The organism is Caulobacter sp. FV1ye13L (assembly GCF_058681155.1).
Genome location: NZ_CM178732.1, coordinates 346847 through 362607, shown reverse-complemented (window position 1 = coordinate 362607; position 15761 = coordinate 346847). Strand labels below are relative to the sequence as shown.

At 67.5% G+C, this 15761-nt stretch carries 13 protein-coding genes; 6 read left to right on the top strand and 7 right to left on the bottom strand.

What is annotated here, in order from left to right:
- Positions 1-10 precede the first annotated feature (10 nt).
- On the bottom strand, positions 11-1300 hold the full coding sequence (locus ACW176_RS01635) for an NADH:flavin oxidoreductase/NADH oxidase family protein (protein WP_492110638.1): 1290 nt from the start codon (positions 1298-1300) through the stop codon (positions 11-13).
- 86 nt (positions 1301-1386) lie between these two features.
- On the opposite strand from ACW176_RS01635, the gene ACW176_RS01630 reads away from it, so the two are divergent.
- A complete protein-coding gene (locus ACW176_RS01630) occupies positions 1387-1743 on the top strand; it encodes a MerR family transcriptional regulator (protein ID WP_492110637.1) in 357 nt (118 codons plus the stop codon).
- A gap of 132 nt (positions 1744-1875) precedes the next feature.
- Entirely contained in the window at positions 1876-3864 is a 1989-nt protein-coding gene (locus ACW176_RS01625; RefSeq protein ID WP_492110636.1) for a methylmalonyl-CoA mutase family protein, read from the top strand.
- Between the two features lie 14 nt (positions 3865-3878).
- Here ACW176_RS01625 and ACW176_RS01620 read toward each other — a convergent pair whose 3' ends face one another.
- Positions 3879-5255 carry an MFS transporter gene (locus ACW176_RS01620; protein ID WP_492110635.1) on the bottom strand — a complete coding sequence of 459 codons (1377 nt, stop codon included), beginning with the start codon at positions 5253-5255 and terminating at the stop codon, positions 3879-3881.
- 143 nt (positions 5256-5398) lie between these two features.
- Between ACW176_RS01620 and ACW176_RS01615 the strand changes: the two genes are divergently transcribed.
- Positions 5399-6151, top strand: a complete 753-nt coding sequence (locus ACW176_RS01615) for an extensin-like domain-containing protein (protein WP_419318448.1) — start codon at positions 5399-5401, stop codon at positions 6149-6151.
- Between the two features lie 16 nt (positions 6152-6167).
- Here ACW176_RS01615 and ACW176_RS01610 read toward each other — a convergent pair whose 3' ends face one another.
- The 3 genes from ACW176_RS01610 to ACW176_RS01600 form a co-directional block, all read right to left on the bottom strand.
- On the bottom strand, positions 6168-6467 hold the full coding sequence (locus tag ACW176_RS01610; RefSeq protein WP_419318446.1) for a hypothetical protein: 300 nt from the start codon (positions 6465-6467) through the stop codon (positions 6168-6170).
- 54 nt (positions 6468-6521) lie between these two features.
- Positions 6522-7004 carry an SRPBCC family protein gene (locus tag ACW176_RS01605; protein ID WP_492110634.1) on the bottom strand — a complete coding sequence of 161 codons (483 nt, stop codon included), beginning with the start codon at positions 7002-7004 and terminating at the stop codon, positions 6522-6524.
- A gap of 77 nt (positions 7005-7081) precedes the next feature.
- A complete protein-coding gene (locus ACW176_RS01600; RefSeq protein ID WP_492110633.1) occupies positions 7082-7726 on the bottom strand; it encodes a TetR/AcrR family transcriptional regulator in 645 nt (214 codons plus the stop codon).
- A 184-nt stretch (positions 7727-7910) separates the two neighbouring features.
- Between ACW176_RS01600 and ACW176_RS01595 the strand changes: the two genes are divergently transcribed.
- From ACW176_RS01595 to ACW176_RS01585, 3 genes are all read left to right on the top strand, one after another.
- Complete coding sequence (locus tag ACW176_RS01595) at positions 7911-10418, top strand: TonB-dependent receptor (protein ID WP_492110632.1); 2508 nt, start codon at positions 7911-7913, stop codon at positions 10416-10418.
- Positions 10419-10597: 179 nt separating this feature from the next.
- Positions 10598-11362 (top strand): SDR family oxidoreductase, encoded by a 765-nt coding sequence (locus ACW176_RS01590; protein ID WP_419318438.1) that lies wholly within the window; start codon positions 10598-10600, stop codon positions 11360-11362.
- Between the two features lie 78 nt (positions 11363-11440).
- The gene (locus ACW176_RS01585; protein ID WP_492110631.1) at positions 11441-14017 is read left to right on the top strand and encodes a hybrid sensor histidine kinase/response regulator; all 2577 of its coding nucleotides are present in this window, start codon (positions 11441-11443) and stop codon (positions 14015-14017) included.
- Here the strand turns inward: ACW176_RS01585 and ACW176_RS01580 are convergent.
- Positions 13986-14519, bottom strand: coding sequence for a GNAT family N-acetyltransferase (locus ACW176_RS01580; protein WP_492110630.1), 534 nt, complete (start codon positions 14517-14519; stop codon positions 13986-13988). The genes ACW176_RS01585 and ACW176_RS01580 overlap by 32 nt on opposite strands.
- 70 nt (positions 14520-14589) lie before the next feature.
- Positions 14590-15750 carry an aminotransferase gene (locus ACW176_RS01575; protein WP_492110629.1) on the bottom strand — a complete coding sequence of 387 codons (1161 nt, stop codon included), beginning with the start codon at positions 15748-15750 and terminating at the stop codon, positions 14590-14592.
- Positions 15751-15761 lie beyond the last annotated feature (11 nt).

Below are 15761 nucleotides of genomic sequence, written 5' to 3'. Positions count from 1 at the left end.
CTGGCGGGGTTCAGGGGTTCTTGAGCCGCCAGGCGCGATAGCGCTTGCCCTGGGCGCGCTGCTTCAACTGCTGGCCCGCCAGGGTCAGAACCGGCGAGAGCTTGCGCGCCGGGGCCTTGCCTGCCGCCAGGCGGTTCATCTGCGCCTTGGTCAGGGCCATCACAGCCAGGCCGGAGAGCTCGCGGCTTTTCCAGGTCACTTCGGGCAGGGTGACATCCAGGCCCTCGGGCTTGCGCCAGGCCTTGGGCAGGTCGGGCGCGAAGGCCAGGGCGCGGGCGATCCCCACCACCGGCACGCCCGGCAAGGCGCCGTCGGCCGCCAGGGCCGCCAGGGCGACCTCGCGGCGGCGCACCCCGCCGGTCACCATGATCGGCATCCTGGCGACCCTGGCGATGTCGCGAGCGAAATCGACGAAATAGGCCTCGCGCGCGGCGGTCGAGGTCTTTGGGCCGACCTCGGTCTGGCCAGAGTCCGAAGGAGAGCCCTGCATCGCCGGGCTTTCGTAGCTGCCGCCCGACAGCTCGACGAGATCGACGGCCATGCCGTTCAGCTGTTCCACCACCCAGCGGGCGTCATCGGCGTCGAAGCCGCCTTTCTGGAAGTCGGCCGAGTTCAGCTTCACGGCCACGGCGAAGCGCGGCGAGACGCGGGCCCGCACGGCCTTGATCACGTCGAACAGCATGCGGGCGCGGTTCTCGCGCGAGCCGCCCCAGGCGTCTTCGCGGCGGTTGACCAGAGGCGAGAGGAACTGGCTGAGCAGGTAGCCGTGGGCGGCGTGGACCTGCACCCCGTCGAAGCCGGCCTCTTCGGCCCGGCGCGCGGTCACGGCGAAGCGCTCGACGATCGTAGCGATCTCGGCGGCGGTCAGGGCGCGGGGCTGGGCCAGCAGGTTGGAGAACTTGCCGATGTCGACCGGCACCGCCGAGGGGGCCACCGCCCCCTGGCCAAGATCGGCATAGGTCTGGCGGCCGGGATGGTTGATCTGCATCCAGACCTGACTGCCGCCCGACTTGGCCTCGCGGGCCCAGGTCTCGAACGGGGCCAGCGGCGCGCGGGCGTCCAGCACCACGCCGCCCGGACCGGTCATGGCCGAGGGATCGACCATCACATTGCCGGTGATCTGCAGGCCGACCCCGCCCTGGGCCCAGCGCCGGTACAGGGTCCACAGCGCCTTTCCGGGAACCTGGCCCTCGGCGGCGAGATTCTCCTCCATCGCCGCCTTGGCGATGCGGTTGGGCAGCACGGCGCCGTTCGGCAACGCCAGGGGCGCGAACAGGGGCTCGAAGGCGGCGGTGAGCATGACGTCTTGACCTTGGCTTGGTGGGTCACACCTTCTACACCTTCAAGCTAGGTTGAAGGTCAAGCGCCCTTTCGGAGGCCTGTGGAATGAAGATCGGCGAGATCGCCAAGCGCGCCGGGGTGTCGGCCTCGCGCATCCGGTTCTATGAGGAGCAGGGCATCCTGCCGCCCGCGCCGCGCGGCGCGAACGGCTATCGCGACTATCCCGAGAGCCTGATCGCCACCCTGGGCTTCATCGAGCAGGCCCAGAGGCTGGGCTTTTCGCTCAAGGAGATCGCCGGCCACGCGACCCTGGAGGGCAAGGTCTGCGACGCCCTTCCCCAGAAACTGCGCGCCAAGCTGGCCGAGGTCGACGCCCACATCGCCGCCGCCCAGGCGCGGCGGGCCGAGCTGGTGGCCTTGATTGCGACACTGGAGCCGGACGAGGAGAAGGCGGCGGCCTGAGCGCCCCGCGGGTCTGGAAGTCCGGGATGGGCGCCGACGAGCGATTTCGCATCCGCGAAATGAATGTTGCGCCGCAAAAAATCCCGGATCATGATCGACGATAACAAGAACGATAAGCGCCGGGAGCCCGCCATGTCCGCCAAGCCGTATCAGCATGCGCCCGATGCGCCGTGGATCTTCCGCACCTATGCCGGCCATTCGACGGCCGAAAAGTCCAACAGCCTGTACCGCGCCAACCTGTCCAAGGGCCAGACCGGCCTGTCGGTGGCCTTCGACCTGCCGACCCAGACCGGCTATGATCCCGACCACATCCTCTCGCGCGGCGAAGTGGGCAAGGTCGGCGTGCCGATCAGCCACCTGGGCGACATGCGCCAGCTGTTCGACCAGATCCCGCTGGACCAGTCCAACACCTCGATGACCATCAACGCCCCGGCCGCCTGGCTGCTGGCGATGTATGTGGCCCTGGCCGACGAGCAGGGGGCGGATCGCAAGCTGCTGCAGGGCACGACGCAGAACGATCTGATCAAGGAATATCTGTCGCGCGGCACCTACATCTTCCCGCCGGGCCCGAGCCTGCGGTTGATCGGCGACATGATCGCCTGGTGCTATCTGGAAGTTCCCAAGTGGAACCCGATGAACGTCTGCAGCTACCATCTGCAGGAAGCCGGCGCGACGCCGGAGCAGGAACTGGCCTTCGCCCTGGCCACCGCGATTTCCGTGCTCGACACCGTCAAGGCCGGCGGCCAGGTGCCCGAGCAAGACTTCGAGATCGTCGCCTCGCGGATCAGCTTCTTCGTCAACGCCGGCGTGCGGTTCGTCACCGAGCTGTGCAAGATGCGGTCGTTCACGCGGCTGTGGGACCAGATCCTGCTGGAGCGCTACGGCGTGCAGGACAAGAAGGCCCGCCGGTTCCGCTATGGGGTTCAGGTCAATTCGCTCGGGCTGACCGAGCAGCAGCCCGAGAACAACGTCTATCGCATCCTGATCGAGGCCCTGGCGGTGACGCTGAGCAAGGACGCCCGCTGCCGCGCCCTGCAACTGCCGGCCTGGAACGAGGCCCTGGGCCTGCCGCGTCCGTTCGACCAGCAGTGGTCCCTGCGGCTGCAGCAGGTCTTGGCCTATGAGACCGACCTGCTGGAATATGAGGACCTGTTCGACGGCTCGCACGTGGTCGAGGCCAAGGTCGCTGAGCTGAGCAAGGGCGCGCTGGAGCAACTGGCCCTGATCGACGGCATGGGCGGGGCCGCGAGCGCCATCGACTACATGAAGACCGAGCTGGTCGCCTCGAACGCCAAACGCGTCCGCTCGGTCGAGACCGGCGACATGACCGTGGTCGGCGTCAACCGCTGGACCGACACCGAGGCCTCGCCGCTGTCAGCCGGCGAAAGCTCGATCGAGACCGTCGATCCGCGCCTCGAGGCCGGCGTCGTCGAACGCATCAAGGCCTGGCGCGCGGCCCGCGATGACGGCGCCGTCCAGGCGGCCCTGGCCGATCTGAAGGCGGCGGCCCAGGACGGCCGCAACATCATGGAACCCTCTATCGTCGCGGCCAAGGCGGGCGTCACCACCGGCGAATGGTCCGGCGCCCTGCGCGAGGTGTTCGGCGAATATCGCGGCCCGACCGGCGTGGCCATTGTGGTCTCGACCGGCGAGGCCGAGGATGTCGAGGCCGTCAAGCGTGAGGTCGAGCGCGTCTCGGAGGTGCTGGGCCGCACCCTGACCTATCTGGTCGGCAAGCCCGGCCTGGACGGTCACTCCAACGGCGCCGAGCAGATCGCCACCCGCGCCAGGGCCGTCGGCATGGAGGTCGTCTATGACGGCATCCGCTCGACCCCCGACGAGATCGTCCGCCGCGCCAAGGAAAGCCGCGCCCACGTGGTGGGCCTGTCGATCCTGTCGGGCTCGCACCTGGACCTGGTGCAGGAAGTCGTGCGCCTGATGCGCGCCGAGGGGCTGGGCGACATCCCGGTCGTGGTGGGCGGCATCATCCCCGACGCCGACGCCCTGATCCTGAAGCAGATGGGCGTGGCGCGGATCTACACGCCCAAGGACTTCAAGATCACCGACATCATGGGCGACATCGTCAAGCTGGTGGAAGGCGCGGTGCTGGTCGAGGTGTAGGGCGCCGTCCGCCCCTAGCGCCGCCCCAGCCGCCAGGCCGCCGCGAAGGCGACCAGGGCCAGGGGCGTGAAGGCGCCGAACAGCCACGGCCCCACGGCATAGGCCGTGGCCGGATCGACGCCGTGGCCAAAGCCCAGCAGGTTGGCCATGGCCCCGGCCGCCGCCGAGCCGGCCGCGCCGCCGATCAGCTGCACGGTGGGCACGGCGGAGGAGGCCAGGGCCTGCTCGTCGGCCGGCGCCGCGGCGATCACCCGCCGGGTGAGGAAGGCCCAGCACAGGCCAAAGCCGCAGCCGATCACCAGGAAGGCGAGGCCGGTCTCGACCAGGCTCCCGCGCGTCACGGCCCAGGCGCTCCAGACCACGCCGATCAGCAGGGTCCCGACGCCGGTGCGGATCGCCAGGCCCTCGCGGGCCGGGGGCAGACCGCCGACCAGCAGGGCGCAGACCGTCCAGCCCGCCGCGATGGCGCCGGTGACATAGCCGGCCATCAGGGGCGAGGCGGCGTGGCGGGCCTGGATGAAGGCGGGGCCATAGACGGTGAAGCCGATGGCGGCGGCCTCGCAGGCGAACATGATCAGCAGGCCAAGGCCGGTGGCGGTGGTCAGGTCGGCAACCGAGCGGGGCAGAAGGCGATCGCGCGTCCCGCGATTGGCCGCCAGCATCGCCGCCATCCCGACCAGGCCCAGCAAGGCGCAGGCGATGGCGGCTGCGGGCGAGGCGACGACCCCGGCCAGGCCGATCAGGCTGACCCCGACGATCAGCAGGGTCAGTTGCAGGGCCGGAACGCGGTTGCGTCCCTCGTCGCGCTTTTCCGAGGGCAGCATGACCGCCACGGCGACCACGAAGATCACGGCCTGGGCGACGAACAGCCAGAACGCGCCGCGCCAGAAGCCGGCCTGGGCGAACAGGCCGCCGACCAGCGGACCCAGCAGGGTGGCGCCGCCCCACACGCCGGCCACGGCGCCATAGACGCGTGGCCACAGACTTTCGGGGAAGAGGGCGGTGATGGCCACATAGCACAGGGCCACGACCGCGCCGGCCCCCAGGCCCTGCACCAGCCGACCCACCACGAAGGTGACGAATTCCGGCGCCAGCGCGCTCATCGCGCAGCCGACCGCATAGGCGACCCCGGCCAGCATGGTGGCCCGCCGCAGGCCAAGCGCGATCGACAGCTTGCCGCTGCAGGCCCCGGCGACGATCGAGCCCATCAGGAAGGCCGCCACCGACCAGCCGAAATACTGGTAGCCGCCGATCTCGCGCGCGACGCTGGGCATGATGGTCGCCGTCACCAGGGTGTCGGCCGCGTTCAGCCAGATGCCCAGGCACAGCAACGCAAAGCGCGGCAGCAGCGCGCGGTCGAACAGGGCAGGGTGGTCGGGCGTTGAGGACATGGGCAGGCGGTGATGCCCTTTTCCGGCCGCCTCGCCAAGTCCGGGCCAGCCGGACCGGGTCGATGAGGCGGTTTGCCGGTTGAAAGGCGGGCCTGGCTCGTGCTTGGTGCGGCGTTAACCTTTGCAAGGCGCTCCCCCGCCCCATGGCCTATCGCGTACCGCGCCATCCGCGCATCGAGCGCCACGCCAGACATCAGACGCGCCTGGCGCGGCTGACCGGCCTTGTGCTGCTGTGGTCGCTGGTGGCGATCATGGCCCTGCTGGCGCAGCGCACCCTACCCACCCAGCATGCGCCGTGGAAGACGCTGAGCGTCGTCGACCCGGTGGGCATGGCCACCCGCATCAAGGCCGCCCGCAGCGGCCGCGACCCAGAGCTTTGCCGGGCCATCCTGGCCAAGGCCGGTCTGACCTATCTGGATCTGCCCGACAGGACCGAGGGCGATTTCTGCGTGGTGCGCGACGCCCTGCGTATCGAGTCCGGCATGGCGCCGCTGATTCCGGCCGACGCGCCGATGGTCTGCAAGGAGGCCCTGGCCCTGTCGATCTGGGAGCGCCAGGTCGTACAGCCCGCCGCCTATGAACTTCTGGGCCAGGGCGTCACGGGGCTGGAGCACTACGGCGCCTATTCCTGCCGGCGCATGTACGGCAAGGCCAGCGGGCCGGTCAGCGAGCACGCCCTGGCCGGCGCCATCGACCTTGCCGGCTTTCGACTGGCCGACGGCAGCCGGATCACGGTGGCCAGCGACTGGACCGATCCTGGCCCCAAGGGCCAGTTCCTGCGCCGGGTGCGCGACGGCGCCTGCCGGGTGTTCCTGACTACGCTGAGCCCCGACTACAACGCCGAGCACCGCGACCACTTCCACCTCGACATGAACGGCTGGAGCAAGTGCGCCTGATCGGCCGCGCGGATCGTCAGGACCGGCTCAGATCCATGCCCAGAGTCGGGCCGATGCCGTCGGGATGCTCGCCGAACGGATGAGATCCGCCGCGCTTGCGGGCGGCGGCGTCCAGCCGCCGGCGCAGGTCTTCGCTCAGGGCCAGGATCGGGCTGTCGTCTTCGCTGTCGCCAGGACGGACCGGGATCGAGGCGGAGATCACCTGGCGCAGGCGCTCGCCAAAGAGGTCATCCTGGGGCGAACCCGGCGGCGGCGGATTTGCGAGAAAGGCCAGCACCTCTTCAAGGGCTGTGTCCGCATCGACGGTCCTTGGCATCTCGACTCCTCACAGCTGCAGCTACGGCAACGGCGGGGGTGCGCGCCGGTTCCCCTAAAGCGTCGCCGCCAGCGCCGCCATCTGGTCGGCGGCTATGCCCCAGCCCTCGGCGAAGCCCATCTGCTCGTGGGTCCGGCAATCCTCGACCGTCCAGTGGCGGGCGATGGCGGTGTAGCGGGTCCTGCCGTCGCCAAGATCCTCGAAGGTGATGATCCCCGTCATGAAGGGCTTGGCCGACGGCTTCCAGGTTTGCGTGAAGGCGTCGGTAAACACGATCTTGCGGTTCTCGATCACCTCCAGATAGACGCCCGGATTGTCGATGACCTCGCCGTTGGGGCCGTTCATGGTGATCAGGCTGTTTCCGCCGGTGCGCACGTCGATGACCGCTTTGGAGACGGACCAGGGCGGTGGGCAGAACCACTTGGGCAGCAGGTCTGGCGTGGCCCAGCACCTGAACAGCTTGTCAGCGGGGACGTCGATGATCCGGGTCAGGACCAGGTCGCGTTGCGGATCGATGCTGGCGGTGTCGAGCGACATGATCGGCTCCATCGGATGGCCGGAAGTTTTGCCTCAAGGACGCGCGGGCTCCACGGATCCCGACAACGACGGGGACTCTATTTTGCGGAGCGGCGCGGCTCCAGCCCTTTGAGGCTGACCACGCCCATCGCGGCCATCAGCCGGTCTGGGGTCGCGCCCTGGACGGTAGGAACCCATTTCACCAGCCAGATCAGCATGCCCAGCAACAACTGCACGACCAGCTTGGGTTCGCAGGCGACGATCGAGCCGTCGACAATGCCGTCCTCGACCAGCCGCTCCAGGTCATTGGTCAGTCTCTGGCCCCAGTCCGACACCTCGGCGCGCTGGGCGTCGGTCAGATAGGACAGATCGCCGAAATACAGCAGGGGCCCGTTTTCCGCAGCGTCATGCAGCAGGTCACGCAGGAAACGTTCGAGCTTTTCCGCCCCCGCGCCGTGCGTGCGGAGGGTGGCCACCAGAATGGTTTCCAGCCGCTCCAGGGACTGAAGATGGCAGGCAAACGCCAAGGCCTGTTTGTTGGGGAAGTAATAGTAGAGCGCCGCATCCCGCAGATCGAGCCTAGCGGCGATCTCGGACATCGTGGCCAGGGCAAAGCTCTTGATATTGATGGTCTCGCTGGCGGCCCGAAGGATCGCATCGCGCTTCTTGGCCGACTTGCGGCTGTGGGATAACGTCCTGGAACCATAGGTTCCTGTCGCCTCGAGAGGGTCTTGACCCTTCACTATGCCCGCCCCGCTTTGCGCCTTTTTTTGGCGTTTGGGAGTCTATTGATCGGATAACGGCTGATCGCAAGCGCCCGCCGTGAAAGTCTAACTTGCATTAAAATATCTAGGTGACCATAAAATTGGTCAACGAAGGTCGGCGCAATGACGGCGGCCCGTAGAAATAAACCTTAGGGAGGTTTCCGTGAAGAAGATCCATTTGCTCGGCGTTTCGCTCGTCGCGCTCATCGCCAGCAGCCCCGCATTCGCCCAGAGCCAGACGTCGAGCTCGACGGTCGAAGAGATCATCGTCACGGCGACCAAGCGCGAGCAGACCCTGCAAGACGTGCCGGTCTCGGTCTCGGTGACCGGAGCCCAGGCCGTTGAGCGCGCCCAGGTGCGCGACCTTATCGACCTGCAGTCGATGGTGCCTTCGCTGAAGGTTTCGCAGTTCAACGCCGTCAGCCAGACCAACTTCGTCATTCGCGGCTTCGGCAACGGCAACGGCAATGACGGCATCGAGAGCTCGGTCGCGGTCTTCATCGACGGCGTCTATCGCTCGCGGTCCTCGTCGGCCCTCGACGACCTTCCTGAAATCGAGCGCATCGAAGTTCTGCGCGGCCCGCAATCGACCCTGTTCGGCAAGAACGTCTCGGCCGGCGCCATCAGCATCGTGACCAAGAAGCCGCAGTTCGATTTCGGCGGCAAGGCCGAGGCCAGCTTCGGCAACTTCAACCAGCAGCAGCTCAAGGCCACGGTCACCGGCCCGCTCAGCGATTCCGTGGCGGTCCGCCTGTCCGGCGGCCTGAACAAGCGCGACGGCTTCGCCACCAACGTGATCACCGGCAATGACGTCAACGACCGCGACCGCTGGTCGATCCGCGGCGACGTCCTGTGGCTCCCGACCGACCAGACCTCGGTCCGGATCATCGCCGACTACAACAAGATCAACGAAGTCTGCTGCACCGTGGTGCAACTGCTGAACGGTCCTGCGACCCAGTTCATCGCCGCGCCGGCCCCCTTCGGTCTGGGGGCCAAGGTCGGCAACCCGGCCACCAAGTTCAATCGCGACGTGACCTTTACCAGCGATCCGGTCAATACCCTGTCGGGCAAGGGCGTTTCGGGCCAGATCGACCATGATTTCGGTTTCGCCGCCCTGACCGCGATCACTGCCTATCGCAAGCAGAACGCCGCGTCGTTCCAGGACATCGACTTCTCCGGCGCCGATCTGGCCACCAATGATCTGGGCAACACGATCAAGACCTTCACCCAGGAACTGCGCCTGGCCTCGAAGGGCGACGGTCCGCTCAGCTGGCTGGTCGGTGGCTTCTACCAGAACGAAAAGCTTGATACCGGCCGCACGATCGCTTTCGGCAAGGACATTCGGGGCTTCGCCGAAGGTCTGAGCGGACCGGTGCCGGCGGCGCTGCTGGGCGCTCTGCCCGCGCCCCTGCGTCCGGCCCTGACCGGTCGTTCCAACCTCTACGCGCTCGAGTTCCTGCAGAGCCTGGTCACGCCGTCGGTCGTTCCGGGCAAGACCTACTTCCAGGCCGGCCATGGCATCGATGACTATTATTCGATGGATCAGACCTCGTTCTCGCTGTTCGGCCAGGCTGACTACGCCGTCACCGACAAGCTGACCCTGACCGGCGGTCTGGCCTTCCTGAGCGACGAAAAGAACGCCAAGTCGAACGTCGTCCTCAAGGACCCCTTCTCGTCCCTGAACCTCAGCGCCGTGCCGCAGCTTTCGGCCCTGGGCCTGCCGGGCAACCTGTATGCCGCCCTCGGCGGTCTGCAGTTCTACTATGGCAACACGACCAACCATGCGCCGGTCAACTTCCCCAACGCTTCGGAGTCGGGGAAGCTGAAGGCCGACAAGGTCACCTACTCGGTTCGTGCGGCCTATGACTTCGGCAGCATCAACACCTATGTCAGCTACTCGACGGGCTGGAAGGCCGGGGCGTTCAACCTGTCCTCCGACAGCCGTCCGCCGAATGCCAACGGCGTCGGCCGCAGCGCCAACCCCGAAGACGTCACCGTGCTTGAAGCGGGCCTGAAGGCCAACTTCCCGGGCGGTTACCTCAACGTGGCGGTGTTCGACCAGGCGATCGAGGGCTTCCAGTCCAACGCCTTCACGGGCCTGGGCTACAGCCTGGTCAACGCCGGCAAGGAATCGGTTCGCGGCTTCGAAGTCGACAGCGCCTACCGCCCCCTGTCCTGGCTGTCCCTGACCGGCGCGGTCACCTATCTCGACCCGAAGTACGACTCCTTCACCGGCGCGGCCTGCGTGAACTATGACACCGTGCGCTGCCCGCTGAACCCGGCGACCGGTCGTCGTCCGAACTTCCGCGATCTGACCGGCGATGCGCCGGCCGGCATTCCGAAGTGGAGCCTCTCGACCTCGGCCACCGCCAACCACAACTTCGGCAACGGCTATGCCGGTTATCTGCGGGTCGAATACGACTACACCAGCGACACGCAGCTGACGGAAACCACCCCGCCCGAGCTGTCGACCTGGGGTCAGAACAACGTCAATGCCAGCCTGGGCCTGATCAACGAAGCCCACCGGCTTGAAGCCATGCTCTGGGTTCGTAACCTGACCGAGGATGACAGCCTGATCGCGACCTTCCCCACCGTGGTGCAGGACGGCAGCTACAGCGGCTATCCGACGGCGCCGCGCACCTACGGCCTGACCGTGCGCAAGTCGTTCTAAGACCCGGACCTGTGCGTCGCCCGGCCCGTCCGGGCGGTGCAGAGACCTGACTTCAGAAGGCGCTTCCGGTTCCGGCCGGAGGCGCCTTCGTCGTTTTGGCGCGGACCCCAAACCTTGACCGCGCCGCCTGGGCGGCTCAGTGTGCCCTCAATTCAAACAAACGTTTCAGGGAGCGCGCCATGGGCCTCTTCGACCTCACCGGCAAGGTGGCGATCATCACCGGATCCTCGCGCGGCATCGGCAAGGCCATCGCCCAGCGCATGGCCGAGCACGGCGCCAAGGTGGTGATCTCCTCGCGCAAGGCCGGGCCCTGCGACGAGGTCGCGGCCGAGCTGAACGCCAAGCATGGCGAGGGAACGGCCATCGCGGTCCCGGCCAATATCGGCTCCAAGGAAGACCTGCAGCGCCTGGTCGACGAGACGAAGGCGGCGTTCGGCAAGGTCGACATCTGCGTCTGCAACGCGGCCAGCAATCCCTATTACGGCCCTCTGGCCGGCATCGCCGACGACCAGTTCCGCAAGATTCTCGACAACAACATCATCAGCAATCACTGGCTGATCGGCATGGTCGCGCCCGAGATGCGCGAGCGCCGTGACGGCTCCATCATCATCATCTCGTCGATCGGCGGCCTGCGCGGCAACGCCATCATCGGAGCCTACAACATCTCCAAGGCCGCCGATTTCCAGTTGGCGCGAAACCTGGCGCACGAGTTCGGGCCCGACAATGTGCGGGTCAACTGCATCGCGCCCGGCCTGATCAAGACCGATTTCGCCAAGGCCCTGTGGGACAATCCCGAGACCCTGGAGCGCTCGACCAAGAGCGTACCGCTGCGCCGCATCGGCGAGCCCGACGAACTGGCCGGGGCGGCGGTCTATCTGGCCTCCAAGGCCGGCAGCTTCATGACCGGCCAGGCGCTGGTCGTGGACGGCGGCGCGACGATCTGACAACGTTTTTCGAGTGTAAGCTTAATAGTGCTTATACGCGTTGGGTTGCAGGGTTCCCGCCCTAGACAAGGAGCGGCGTTGCGACGATTTCTGGCCTCTGTCGTCCTCTTCGGGAGCCTGGCCGTTTGCGCTGGCGCCTGGGCGGCGGATCGCGCCCCGTCGACGATGGCTGTCCGGCTTGAACAACTGAACGACAGTATCGGCGCCCATCAGGTCCGGCGGCCGCCGCGCGACAACGAAGACATCGAGCGGGCCGGGCAGAAAGCGCTTCTCCAGAACGGTCCCGAACGCCTCTATGGCCTGTGGCGCGTGCTCTATGCCTACAAGAGCAACCAGATCCAGGGCCCTTTCAATAGCTGGATCGCCCGGGCCGGCCTGGTCGCCCGACGCGACAACGACGCGTCGCTGCTGGCCTTGACCGAGATGATGGTGCTGACCTACCGCAATGAGACTGGGGGGTTTAAGGCCTTTTCCGAAGCGGAATGGAAGCGACTACTGGATCATCCGTCGCAGGATATCCGCATGATGACTGGCATCGAGCGCGTGCGTCATCTGGGCCAGACCGGACAATGGTCGGAAGCCGCGCGCATGGCCGCCAATCTGACCATGGAGATCGAGCGCCGTGGCGAGATCGCCCGCCCCCTGCTGGCCGAAGCCAATCAGGTGCACTCCTATACGCTGGCGGACATCGGCGACAAGGAAGGGGCCCTGGAGCGGATGACGGAGGCCGCCGCCCTCGACGAGCGCGACGCCTTCTACATGCGCAAGATCGAGCGGGTCTACGATATCGTCTACACGGCCGTTGAGGTCGGCGAGATCGATGCCGCCGAGCGTCTGGCCAAGCTGCATCACCAGATGACCTGGGCCAGTGGCGACCCTGGGCTGCGGGCCTGGGACCGGTTTCTATGCGCGCTCGTCGCCGAAGCCCGTGCGTCGCCGAAAAGTGTTCTGGCCTGCCTTCCCGAAATGACGGCTGCCCTGGCCAAGCCCAACAGTCGACTGCTCGTCCTCATGTTGAAAAAGCGGCTCCTGGCTCAGGCCATGCTGGGTGAGTCCGCTGCCGCACGGTCTGACCTCGCGCGGCTAAGGGCCGTCCCGACAGCCTTGATCGACCGCGATCTGCAGGCCGAACTTCTGGCAGAGGCCTATATCGACCAGGCCGAGGGGCGTAGCCGGGAGGCTTTCCTCAAGCTGGACACCTGGCGTCGCCGGGATCGGGCTGACAGTGACAAGGCCAATACGCGCAGCGCGGCCGAAATGTCGGCAGCGCTGGAAAGCGAGCTGCGCGCCAAGCGCGACGAAAGCCGACGCCTGGCCGCCGAGGTCCAGCTCAATCGCCAGCTGGCCCAGGCCTCGGGCGTGATCGCCCTGCTGTTGGCGCTGCTGGTGGCGGGCGGGGTGACCTGGGCGATCTATCAACGCCGCGCCGCGCGCCATTTGCGCGAGGCCCGTGAGCATGCCGAAGCCGCCAACCAGGCCAAGTCAGCCTTCCTGGCGGTGATGAGCCACGAATTGCGCACGCCGCTGAACGGCATGCTGGGTCTGGCCCAGTCGCTGCGGTCCGACGATCTTCCGTCGCATCAGCGCGAGCAGGTCGAGCTGATCCTGGATTCCGGCGACACCCTGCTGGTGCTGCTCAACGACATTCTCGACCTGTCGAAGATCGAGGCAGGCAAGCTTGAGATCGCGCCCACCGCCGGCGATCTGGCCCAGGTCTGTGCGCGCCTGATCGGCGGCTATCAGCCCACCGCGCGCGACAAGGGCATTGAGCTGGTCTTCCGCATCGAGGGCTTGCCGCCCGGACCGCTGCTGTTCGACGCCGTGCGCCTGCGCCAGTGTCTGAGCAACCTGGTTTCCAACGCCCTGAAGTTCACCAATACGGGACAGGTCGAGGTGACCCTGTCGTGCGGACCTGATCTGGCCACGGGGCGCCAGCGCGTCCGTCTGCGGGTGCTGGACACCGGCATCGGCATGAGCCAGGCCACCCTGGCCAAGCTGTTCGGCGCCTTCACCCAGGCCGACGCCTCGACGACCCGCACCTTTGGCGGCACTGGCCTGGGGTTGAACATCACCCGGCGACTGGTCGAGTTGATGGGGGGCGACATCCAGGTGCAAAGCCACGAGGGCCACGGCTCGATCTTTGTCGTGGAGATGCTGGCCGACGCCTGCGCCGCCTCTGACGACGCGCCGGCCGACGTCGACGGCGCCGAAGATGAGCCCTCCTTCGCCGCCCTGCATGGCCGCCGCGTGCTGGTGGTCGACGACCACCCCGTCAACCGCCGTGTCATCCGGCTGTTCCTGACGCCGTTCGAGTGCGAGCTGGTTGAGGCCGAAAACGGCCGAGAGGCGCTGGACGCCCTGGAGACCGGCCTCATCGACATCGTGCTGATGGACGTCAACATGCCGGTGATGGACGGGCTGACGGCCACGCGTCTGCTGCGCGCCGATCCGCGCTTCGAACGGCTGCCGGTCATTGCCCTGACCGCCGACGTGATGTCGGCCCAGATCAAGACCTGCCTGGCGGCCGGGGTCGACGCGCATGTCGCCAAGCCCATCGACCTGCGCGACCTGCTGTCGGCGATGGATCGGGTTCTGTCCGCGCGAGTCCCTGCTGGGCGAACCGCTAGTCCGGACGCCGTACCTCGAAGCGCATGACCTGACCCTGCTCGGGGTCGAAATAGCCGCCGACATGGGTGAAGCCGCAACGGGCCAGCACCTTCTGCGAGGCGATCCGCGCGGGCATGGTCTCGGCCGTGACCAGCGACACCCGGGGGTCACGGAAGGCGCGGGCCATCAGCAGGCCTGCGGCCTCGACGCCATAGCCCTTGCGATGCTCGGCCTCGACCACCGAATAGCCGATCTCGACCTCGCCCCAGATGTTGGGCGGACCCTTGAAGCCGCAGACGCCGACCAGCCGGTTCTGGGCGATCATGTACCAGCCGACATAGCCCGGCTCGTCGGGATGGTCGGCCAGCAGGCCGCGCATCCAGTCGCGGGTGGCCGGGTCATTGTGTTCCGGCGGCCAGGAGACCGGCGGCTTGACGCCCAGGCATTCGGCGATGGCCTCTCCGCCCACGTCCTCAGCGTCGAACGTCTCGGCGGTGGCGCTGATCAGCGAGATGACCTGGCCGCGTTCCACGAGCATCGATACGGCCATCAGCCCTGTCTCCCCGGAGCGCTCCAAGGCGCCTGCGTTGCTCTGGTGGTAGAGCCGGCGAAGGTGTCGATCAACCGCCCAGACGGGGCCGGGCCGCCGCCAGTCGCGCGATGGCCTCGTCCAGGGTCGCGTCGGCCTTGGCGAAACACAGGCGCATGATGTGGGTCACCGGGCTTTGCGCATAGAAGGCCGAGACCGGTATGGCCGCCACCCCGTGCTCGCGGACCAGGGCCAGACAGACCGCGCGATCGGCCAGCGCGATGCCGGAGGCGCGCAGGTCGACATTGAGGAAGTAGGTCCCGGCGCTGGGCAGCACCCTGTAGCCGGCCCCCTCCAGCCCGGCGGTCAGGCGATCGCGCGAGACCTGCAGGCCGGCCGGCATGGTGGAAAACCAGTCGCGATAGTGTTCCAGTCCCCAGGCCACGGCCGCCTGCAGGTTGGGCGGGGTGGTGAAGGTCAGGAACTGGTGGGCGGCGGCGAGAGCCCGGGTGAGGGGCGGGGCGGCGCACAGGAAGCCGACCTTCCAGCCGGTCATGCCGAACATCTTTCCCGCCGAGCCGATCTTCACCGTCCGCTCGCGCATGCCGGGGAAGTCCATCAACGAGCGGTGGCGGGCGCCATCGAAGGTGACCGCCTCCCACACCTCGTCGCAGACGGCGATGGCGTCATGGGCGACGCAGAATTCCGCCAGCAGGGCCAGGTCCGCGTCGGGCGTCACGGTTCCGGCCGGATTGAGCGGGCTATTGAGCACCACCATCCGCGTCCGGGGCGTGAAGGCGGCTTCCAGCATGGCGCGGTCGAAGCGCCAGTGCGGCGGCTCCAGGCGGACCAGACGCGGGATGCCGCCGGCCCGGCGCACCAGCGGCAGATAGGCGTCGTACAGCGGCTGGAACAGCACCACCTCGTCGCCCGGCGAGATCAGCGAAAAGAAGGCCGCCGCCAGGGCCTCGGTCGCGCCGGAGGTGACGGTGATCTCGCTGGCGTCCAGATCCAGCCCCTGGCTCAGGCGATAATGCTCGGCGACAGCGGCGCGCAGTTGCGGCAGGCCGCGCATCGGCGGGTACTGGTTGGAGCCGCTCATCAGCGCCTCGGCGGCCCTTGCGCGCAAGGGCTCGGGTCCGGCGTCGTCCGGAAAGCCCTGTCCCAGATTGATGGCGCCCAGCTCGCGCGCCAGGCCGCTCATCTCCTCGAAGATGGTGGTGGGCAGGTTGTCGAAGACAGGATGGACCATGATCGGGGATT